At 40.1% G+C, this 7,875-nt stretch carries 8 protein-coding genes; 7 read left to right on the top strand and 1 reads right to left on the bottom strand.

What is annotated here, in order from left to right; translation table 11 throughout:
* Positions 1–469 precede the first annotated feature (469 nt).
* The 7 genes from VN447_RS04870 to VN447_RS04850 all read left to right on the top strand — a co-directional run bounded on the left by VN447_RS04870 (position 470) and on the right by VN447_RS04850 (position 5,457).
* Positions 470–757 (top strand): hypothetical protein, encoded by a 288-nt coding sequence (locus VN447_RS04870; RefSeq protein WP_325523389.1) that lies wholly within the window; start codon positions 470–472, stop codon positions 755–757.
* Positions 758–859: 102 nt separating this feature from the next.
* Positions 860–1,024 carry a transposase gene (locus VN447_RS23270; protein ID WP_414714881.1) on the top strand — a complete coding sequence of 55 codons (165 nt, stop codon included), beginning with the start codon at positions 860–862 and terminating at the stop codon, positions 1,022–1,024.
* Positions 1,025–1,668: 644 nt separating this feature from the next.
* Positions 1,669–1,824, top strand: coding sequence for a WYL domain-containing protein (locus VN447_RS23265; protein ID WP_414714880.1), 156 nt, complete (start codon positions 1,669–1,671; stop codon positions 1,822–1,824).
* A gap of 50 nt (positions 1,825–1,874) precedes the next feature.
* On the top strand, positions 1,875–2,453 hold the full coding sequence (locus tag VN447_RS04865) for a type 1 glutamine amidotransferase family protein (RefSeq protein ID WP_325523387.1): 579 nt from the start codon (positions 1,875–1,877) through the stop codon (positions 2,451–2,453).
* Positions 2,454–2,878: 425 nt separating this feature from the next.
* Complete coding sequence (locus VN447_RS04860) at positions 2,879–3,769, top strand: DMT family transporter (protein ID WP_325523385.1); 891 nt, start codon at positions 2,879–2,881, stop codon at positions 3,767–3,769.
* 640 nt (positions 3,770–4,409) lie between these two features.
* Positions 4,410–4,964, top strand: a complete 555-nt coding sequence (locus VN447_RS04855; RefSeq protein ID WP_325523383.1) for an SGNH/GDSL hydrolase family protein — start codon at positions 4,410–4,412, stop codon at positions 4,962–4,964.
* Positions 4,965–5,193: 229 nt separating this feature from the next.
* On the top strand, positions 5,194–5,457 hold the full coding sequence (locus VN447_RS04850) for a LysM peptidoglycan-binding domain-containing protein (RefSeq protein ID WP_325523381.1): 264 nt from the start codon (positions 5,194–5,196) through the stop codon (positions 5,455–5,457).
* Positions 5,458–5,509: 52 nt separating this feature from the next.
* Here VN447_RS04850 and VN447_RS04845 read toward each other — a convergent pair whose 3' ends face one another.
* On the bottom strand, positions 5,510–7,753 hold the full coding sequence (locus tag VN447_RS04845; RefSeq protein WP_325523378.1) for a HelD family protein: 2,244 nt from the start codon (positions 7,751–7,753) through the stop codon (positions 5,510–5,512).
* Positions 7,754–7,875: the final 122 nt, after the last annotated feature.

The raw sequence follows: 7,875 nt of genomic DNA, 5'->3' as shown, positions 1-7,875 counted from the left end.
AGCTAACTTAACTATACCGCACTTAATTATCGATATTCAATAGCTTATCAGTACTTTTTTATTCGTCTATTTGATAGGCTTATTTTGTTGTGCGTTTTTTTGAGACCTTCAGTATATTTTTTTTCACAATAACCGTCCCTTTGTATCCTCTTACATAATATGAGAACAGTTCGCTTTAGTTACAGAGTATTTCATAAAGGTGAGATGCGAAATGAAAGCCATATGTTTTTGCTAACATAAAAGTTGACCACCTAAGTGCCAAACGATATGCGTGTAAGGACTGCAGTCCTATATGGATAATTGCAAGAGTTGAGATAAAATTGAGTACGTAAGGTATTTGCCGAAAAACAACAAATCTCGCATTACCGGTAATGTGGATATAGCGATTCTGGCAAGGGAGTATAGGTAGATAGAAAGGGCAAGCGTTTAGCTGTCCTGTTCGCGTTTTTATTATTTGGGGGTGGGAGTAATGAAAAAAAGAATTTGTGGCAACTGCTGGTATTGGAGTCCAAGTAAGCCCGAACCAGCCACATGTAAAAACTGCAGAGAGAAAAACGATGATACAACAAGAAAACACTTCTACCCGCGCGAGATGGTATGCCAGGTATGTGATGAACCGATGATATGCCATATCAAAAGAAAGTTTTTTAATTGCGAGTATTGTGGGACTGAGACTTACCCGTTCTTCCAGAATACCGATAGCCAGAAGGTTATTGGCGAACTTATATTAGGGGAAGGTTCTTGCTTGTTAGTTTAGGTAGTGTAAAATAGTGCTGGGGTGGCGTGTACGCCCAGATGTGCTAAAAAAAGGCGAATATGAAATGTATCATGCCATTCAACGCGGTAATGAAAAAAGTCGATCTTCTATGATGATGAGGATCGAAAACGGTACTTGGAAATTTTACAAAAGAATCAAGAAAAGTATAATTTTAAGATATATGCATATTGTTTGATGGACAATCATGTTCATCTATTAATGACTTCAAATGGTAGTGACATTTCACAAGTCATGAAAAAGCCTTAATGTAAGTTATGTCATGTATATCAACCGTAAGCATGTAAGATGCGGGCATTTTTTTCAGGATCGTTTTCGTAGCGAAATTATTACAAATGATCCGTATGCACTACAAGTCTCGAAATATATTCATTAAAATCCTGTAAAGGTGGGCTTAGTTGCTAGCCTGGAAAAATATCAATGGAGTAGTTATACTGAATACATGGAAGAGCCACTGGTAATAGACAGAATGGTAGATAAATCATTTTTGCTGGGCTTTTTGGCCAATGGTCTTAGCAGTGCCTCAGAAGCGATACCGGGAATACAAAGGGCTGTCTGAACTTTAGCAACCACCATTTCATACAGATTGTCGTGGTATGGTTAGCTCAGTAGTTGAGGTTGAACGGAAAAAGATGTCTCTGGAAAAATGCAGAGCCTTTGTTGCTAAGCGCATTAACCAAATACATCACGAGCAGACTGGAGGAAGAGGAAAAGAAAACTCTGAGATAAATCAATTAGTAAAGAAACTCCGGTGTAACTCCAAGTTATCTTTGAAAGAAATCGGGAAGTTAGTAGAGTTGAGTGAATCCAGAATTAGTCGGATATTAAAATCGGCAGAAAACTAGCAAGCAAGAACCGTCCCAGGAAATAAAGGTCAAGAGGATTGTGGGCAGATTCGTTTTCAAGTTTCCAATTTAGCGTGGGCGGCAGATCTGGTTTTCAGTCTCCTGAACAAGGTGCATGTCATTTCTCCTCCTGCACTCCAAGAAGAAATCAAACGCCGTTTGGGAAAAATAAATTCCCACTACAATAAAAAAGGTGACATATAGGTGTCACCTTTTTTATTGTATACTATTTAACAGAAGGAGGGGGACAAACAATGAAAAAAGCAATACTGGTATTTATTTTTGACGGATATGCCGATTGGGAAAGCGCATATGTCAGTTCCGAACTTAACGCACCCGAAACAGGGTACGCGATAAAGACGTTAAGCCTTGACAAAGAACCCAAAACATCGATGGGTGGTTTTCGAGTTCTTCCCGATTATTCAGTGGCCGATTTTCCTGCCGACTTTGGTATGCTGATTTTAATTGGAGGCAATGCCTGGATGAAACAACTGAACAACGCGGTGTTGCCTGTGGTGGAGTATGCAATTGAAAGACGTATTCCAGTAGGTGCAATCTGCGGTGCCGCCAACTTTATGGCAGAAAACGGCTACTTGAATCAAATCAGACATTCGGGAAACACTCTTGAATTCATGCAGGACCAAGCTCCTCATTATAGAGGTAATCAGCACTTTGTAGAGGAACAAGCTGTCTGTGATTCCAATGTGGTCACGGCCAATGGCACTGCTTCGTTGGAGTTTGCCAAAGAAATTTTATTGTTGCTGAAAGCGAAGCCAGAAACTGCTGTTTTAGAATGGTATAACGCACATAAGTCCGGCTTTTATCGGTCATAAATAACATCTTGCTCCATAAAAGCAGGCAAAAGCAAAGCCAGCGGACGAGTTGCTTTATACTCCCACCGCTCCAATTCTACCAAATAATATTTCTCTACTTGACTGTGAGAATATTAATTTCCTTTGGAATACCGCTTTGATACAAAAGAGTATCAACATAAATTCATTAAGACCGCTCTTGGATAATAATAGAGCCGTTACCCCTTAGCGTACAGGGAAACAGCTTTTCTCCTATAAAAAATTGCTTAGCGTACGAAATCCGCGTTTTGCTTAACCAACAAGATGGATAGGCTTTATAGTATTCTATGAGGTTTTATCTGTCTTTTTATCGATATTTATATAATAACTTAGTTGCATTATTAAAGTCGCTATAGTATATTAATTTTATCTTGTACAGGAAATTTACAGAAAATGGTTGGGTGAATATGAGCGTTGAATCGGTTAGGAAAGCACCTTGGATAATATTATTCTTGGGAATAGTATGTATATCAGTATCTGCAATTTTCGTAAAAGAAGCTCATGTCAATGGAATCTCTTCAGCTTTTTATAGAATATTTTTTGCCATACTATTTATACTGCCTTTTTATATTAGAACAAAGAATAAGAACATGAGTTATAAAGGAATTTGTATTTGTTTATTAGGCGGAATGTTTTTTGCTTTTGAACTGGTCTTTTGGAACATAGCAGTTATAATTTCTAATGCTACATTTCCTACATTGATTGTAAATCTTTCCTCTATATGGGTAGGTATAGGGGCTATGCTCTTATTCAAAGAAAAACTAAATCATTTCCACTGGTTAGGCAATGGTATAGCCATGCTTGGAATAGCCGTGTTAATTGGAATTAGTAATATTGTTGAAATGAAAGTCGACAGAGGTTTTATATTTTCCATTATTGCAAGTATATTTTTAGCTTTATATGTTTTATCAGTGAAACAAGTAAGACTTAAAAATAGTACTCTGCAGGTTGTATTTTTTACTTTTTTAGGTTCTGTCATAACATTATTCATTTGCTGTATTATTACAGAAAGTAAATTGTATGGATTTTCGTCTATATCCTGGATTTACCTATTATGTCTAGGTTTAATTACCCAAGTTGGAGGATACTTTTTAATTAATTTTTCTCTTGGCTATATCGACTCGTCAAAAGTTTCGATATTCACACTGGTCCAACCAATACTTACAGCAATATTTGCCGTGATAATTTTAAATGAATCATTTGCCATGCACCATATAATTGGGGGATTTCTTGTATTAATAGGACTCTTTATAGCAATTGCTATTAAAGATGCCCATTTGCGCCAAAGTGTATCTTGATAATAATACGACTCTCAGGATATTCTTTGATTACGATGGGTAAACACCAGCGAAGTGACACTTCACTGGTGTTACCTCATTATGCGCGTTTTGCTGGCGAGCCCCTGGTAAGTGAAGTTTGTTCATTTTTTATAGTTGTCATGCTTGGTGTAACACAGGTAACAGTCAGCCAGATTTTGAACAATGCGTATTATTACGAAACCCAGGAGGCGTGGGCTTCAATAAAAGAATTTATAAAAAGGATCGAATCGAAGGATCTTCCAAAGAACGAAACATAGGCTCTATAACATATGTTTCGAACATAGGCTTCAGAGCCTATATCTATGTTTATACTACAGCCTATAATGCTGATCATAGGACACAGTCCCTATAATTTAAGAAATTATCGCTTCCAAAACCTAGCAAACTCTTGAATTTACTGGATTCTTCTCATTGTACAAAATCACGAGCCTATGTTGGGGTGGTAGAGGCCGCACGTTCAAGTCGTGTCACTCCGACCAATAAAATCAAGCATTTTTAGACCAGCCATAAGACTGGTTTTTTACTTTCTTCTAGCATGCTCCAACAAATCCAAATACACCTATCTCATTTTAGAAGCCGGTTTTACCGACATATCCAAGGAAGGAAGTGTCCAACATTTATGAAGATAGTTGCAATAGGTGATTCTATCACGTACGGGTTTCCGTACACACCGAACTTAGCATGGGGTAATTTGGCTAGTAAAGAGTTGGGGATTTCTATTATTAATAAAGGTGTTAATGGCGACACTAGTGCGGGAATGCTGGAGCGGTTTATTAGTGATGTTATCAGTTGCTCACCATCGCATGTAATCATAATGGGTGGTACTAACGATGCTTGCGCCGGAGTTGAGGCTGAAGAAGTCTATGATCATATTCGCCACATGGTGGAACTAGCTTTGCAATATGGAGTAACACCGATCATCGGCATACCAATACCTTGTAATTATTCTAAAGATGAATCTATTCTTAGTCTATACCGCGCAGATATGCGTGAATATGCCATGGATAATAACATAGGCATGATTGATTTTTATACTGCGTTTATGGAATCTGAAAGTAGGCAGGCCCGAACAAAGCTTTATGCCGACGTACTTCACCCAAATGAAGAAGGGTATAGAGTTATGGCGAATGTTGCTTCAACCATATTAACTAAGCTGCTGACAACTAGCAAATGAGTTAGCCGATTAGGTGCTTATTGTCTGGAAAATCTATAGCATATGAACGATTTATGATATAAACCAAGGACCACTCCAAAATGAGTGGTCCTTGGTTTTGCTTTTAGGAAAAATCAATTTTGATAACAAACATAAGTTCGAAAAATAAGACCGAACATACTTGCGCAGAACATATGTACTGTGTTACAATAAATTTGAATCGAACATAAGTTCAGCGAGGTGTTTATTAATGAGAACCGTATTAACACTGTCCTTAGTTCTAGTTTTATTAGTAATAGCTCCTTTAGCCAGTTCAAGTGCCTTCTCCGGTTCGGTTGCCTATGAGACAGTTTATGTGAAGCAAGGTGATACCGTTTGGAAAATTGCTGCTAACTATGTCACCGACAAAGAGGACATCCGAGAAAAAGTATTTGCCATCAGGCAATTAAATAAGTTAAATAATAATGCACAAGTGAATCCCGGACAAGCTTTGAAGGTGCCGGTAAATAGATAGAATAAGTACTCCTTGTATGGCTGCCGGAAGGCAGCCTTTTTGCTTTTATCCGTTATGGCAATACAGTATTGGTCTGATATAAATCTTGATTTATCTGAGATATGAAGGGCGAAGGGGTGCCTGTATAATAAAGGAACAGGCGATGCAACGCCCGGGTGCAGATGGTATATAAGATATGACGATCCTGGTCATGGCTGTAATTTTTGCTGTCAGCATTTAACACCAGTACGGCGTCAAATTCCAAGCCTTTGGCTAGATAGGAGGGGATAATAACAACGCCGCGATAAAACTCATCGTCTTCTCTAATTACAAGGCTGGACTTGACAGAACTTTCGAGAGCAGGATACACAGCCATAGCTTGTGCTGCATTCTTCGTGATAACCCCGATAGAACGCCAGCCTTGGTTTATCATCGAGTGCACGGTACTGGCAATGGCCGCCGCTAGTTCCTGTGTTTGTTCTACCCGGACAACGACTGGCAGCGGACCAGGCCGGTTTACTGACAACACTTCGTGCGCATCAGGCAGCAGTGCTTGGCAAAAGGCTTGTATCTCCCGGGTTGAGCGGTAGCTTTTGGTAAGGCGAAATAGCAGTGTCTTTTCTATGCCGATAATGTTGCTTGCTTCAGCAAAACTTGCTGTAGTCAAAAATGGCTGTACAGCTTGTGCAGGATCCCCGACAATTGTCCAAGAAGAGTTGGGAAACAGCTGAGCGAGAATTTTATACTGAAATGCTGTATAATCCTGTGCTTCGTCGATTACGACATGCTTGATATCGGCTTTGGTTGGAAAACCTTGTAATATACCCTGAAAGTATAAAAAAGAAGGAATATCTTCATAGGGAAGAATACCCTGGTTGATATAGGCCCGCGTCTGCCTTTTAATGATCTCCCACTCTTTGGGGGCGGCTATTCCCGTTACTTCAAATAATCGATCATTTTTAAACAGGCTTTTATATTCACTTACGGCATCTAAGGTGGTCAGCTGCTCAATCTGGTCAGTGATTGGTTTCAACTCATCTCTGGCCTGGATTCTGGCTAATGCCCTTATCACCTTTTCATTGACTTCTTCACCAGCGGCAGTTATTTCATTCACTTTTTCCTTACGGACTGCCTGGACGAGATCACTCATTCGCTTTTGGACAATTGTTCTTATTTTTTCCAGACGCAGCGCCGGTGGCATCATGGCAAAGCTGACTGTGTAATAGTGCCGCCATTCGTCTTGGCGAAATATTGTTTCGCCCCGAACTGAGATGGCCGGATAGTCGTTTACCCAGTCTGACGCAAGCCATTCCAAGTAACGGATTAATGCCTGGCTAAATACGTTCGAAGATTTGAAGCTAATATTAGCGATACGCTTTTGGTTGGGGTTAGGCTTCAGCATTTGCTCCAAATATGCGGTACGGGCTTCAAACTGGAGAGGGAGTTCGGCGGTAGATAGGGCCACGTAATCCTGGAAAGTCATTTGTACTACGTTTTCTTCACCGATTTCCGGCAGTACATTGGAGATGTAATCACCAAAGATGTTGTTAGGTGAGAGGATTAATACATTTTGGGAGGTCAGTCTATCCCGGTCCTGGTACAACAAGAAGGCCACCCGGTGTAAGGCAGCCGACGTTTTCCCACTGCCAGCCGGGCCTTCAACAAATAGCACCCTATGGGTTTGATCACGAATAATCTGGTTTTGCTCACGCTGAATGCTGTTGACGATGGTATGCATTTTATCGTCCGCACTTTTGCTTAGCAGCTGTTGGAGGATTTCATCATCAATTTTTAAATCAGAATCAAACATGTACTCAATTTGGCCGTTTACAATTTTGTATTGGCGCTTGAGTGTGATAATGCCTGTGATCGTGCCGGCAGGGCATTGGTATGACGCCTGACCCCGTCCATAATCATAAAACATACTCGATACCGGAGCGCGCCAGTCGTAGATAAGAAATTCGCCAGTTTCCTTATTAGTCAAACTCCCAATGCCAATATAAATTGGCTCAGCCTGGCAATAATCAGCTTCGGAAAAATCAATACGCCCGAAATAAGGAGATTTTAGCATTTTATGTAATTGGCGGGCAGTATGATGAACGTGCGCAGATAGTGCTCGCTGCCGGTCCATAGACTCAATTAGCTGAGCTTCGTCAATGGAGTTACCGCCACCTGTTTTCCAATATTCTTGCAGTGTAGTTTGCAGTGTATCCCGATAGTTATCAGAGTTCTGCTCACTCTTTCGGATTTGTTCTTTTACCTGCCGGAGTATTTCTGCTAGTCTTACTATCTCAATCTGCTGTTCTTGCTGGTTCATATGTTCCTCCTCAAAAAAATTAAACCTAGAAAAGGTGTTACTTGCATCCCCGCGTAATATCATTGTAAGGGGGCGGGAGGAGAATATTTCCACTAGTTGCTGCAACAGCAGCGTGGTGTATT

The sequence above is a fragment of the Sporomusa sp. genome (assembly GCF_035561155.1).
Classification (GTDB): domain Bacteria; phylum Bacillota; class Negativicutes; order Sporomusales; family Sporomusaceae; genus Sporomusa.
The sequence above is the reverse complement of the archived record's forward strand: the minus strand, read 5'-3'. Positions and strand labels throughout refer to the sequence as shown.